Origin of the sequence: Halorubrum sp. AD140 (genome assembly GCF_034497445.1) — an archaeon.
Lineage (GTDB): Archaea > Halobacteriota > Halobacteria > Halobacteriales > Haloferacaceae > Halorubrum.
Map to the genome: position 1 here is coordinate 1 of NZ_JAXRUU010000187.1, position 1,458 is coordinate 1,458.

Annotated in this window: 1 protein-coding gene and 1 pseudogene; both read left to right on the plus strand. The window is 54.3% G+C overall.

Annotated features, from left to right (window positions below):
* Positions 1 to 251: hypothetical protein (locus tag U4E84_RS17260; RefSeq protein WP_322533330.1), on the plus strand; the 251-nt coding region annotated here is incomplete at its 5' end.
* Positions 252 to 270: 19 nt separating this feature from the next.
* Positions 271 to 1,458: pseudogene (locus U4E84_RS17265) on the plus strand (hypothetical protein); the annotation flags it as partial.

Consider the following 1,458-nt stretch of genomic DNA (forward strand, 5'->3'; position numbering starts at 1 on the left):
TGGCGTATTCCGTAACTGAGGACCCGGAGGTCATTCTGGATCCTCACGACCAATTCGACGTCTTGAGCCGGTACGGCGCTGGTGGTGCTAGGCTCATCAAGAAGGAAGTCGTCGATACACCAGGTGATAACTTGGATAACCTTGTGGACTTTATTCAAGATCATCGTAACGAAGACGAGATGAAGGAGCGCGTGGGCGTACTCGAAGAAATCGAGAGAGAAATTAGCAGCCTCAAGCCGTCCGCAGAATAGCGAATAGCGTGACTATCACATGACCCGTCATACAGATACTTGGATTTTCAATATCGATTCAGAAGTTTGGGACGATTGTCTCGGTCACGAGACCGGTGACGAAGCTGAGGAAGACGTCACTCCCAGATTCGGATTCACGGATACAGACGATGTCTCACCGGATGACTTCCGGGTAGGAGATACTGTCCTGGCGCGGATCGTCTCAGACGATTCCGGGATTGGGGCAGTCTTCGAAGTGAGAGAGGTTGTCCCCGCGGACACGACACCTCACTCAGTCCCGGGATATGACTTTGAATGGATTGTCTTTTGTGATACTGTTCAGGATGAGTTCAATTCGATATACCGAGAGAATTGGGAGCGATTTGCGGAAGTTTCCAATACCGATCTCGAAGCGGTGAAAACGCTCGCCACGCGAAATGTTGTTAATCTCTTTCCCGAATACAAGCAGACGTACATCGACGGACTCCTAGAGCACGACAGTGTCACGGAAGCCGTCCGGACACGACTCGAAGATTCGAGGAAGTCCGCCGATGAGGACGACCCCTCCATCTGGATCGAGAACACAGAGGTAGAGGGACGCGATTACAAGCAAGATGGAGTCGATTTCGATCATCCCCTTGCGGCGCACATTCAGGAGACAGATGTCCGCATCTACAAACTTACCGCACCACCGGATAACTGGCTCACGACTTACGAGTACGCTGCATTCGCCTTCGGAGAATCCGACCACGGACTGTGGGAGGAGCTGTCCCCCGGCGATGTCGTGCTCTTCCACTCTCGCAGCGAGCCAGCGTGGGAGGCACTCGACGAACAAGCAAGCTGTATTCTCGGTGCAGGTATCATCGGTGCGCTAACGACCAAACCCAAAGACGAATCCTGGTGGTACGATGAGCGACCCAGTTCGCCGAAGGATCAGTCGTTCCCTTATCTCGTGACGTTCGACCGACTCTACGCTACTGGCGATATTGATGACATCGAGTTCTCACGATCCATCCTGAGCAAGGACGCCACGGAGGCGAACGCCGATCTCACAGCCTTGACGGCCAACGGGATGCCCTTCGAGACGGCGGACACCATCTGTAATGAGGCCGCAGAGACTGGCTTTCCTCGCCACCGTATTCAGGAGCCACTAGATACGGCGACCGGCTCCGAACCCGGCAACGCACTCGTGAGCGCTATTACACCGCACCTCAAGGAAGTTCCCCCA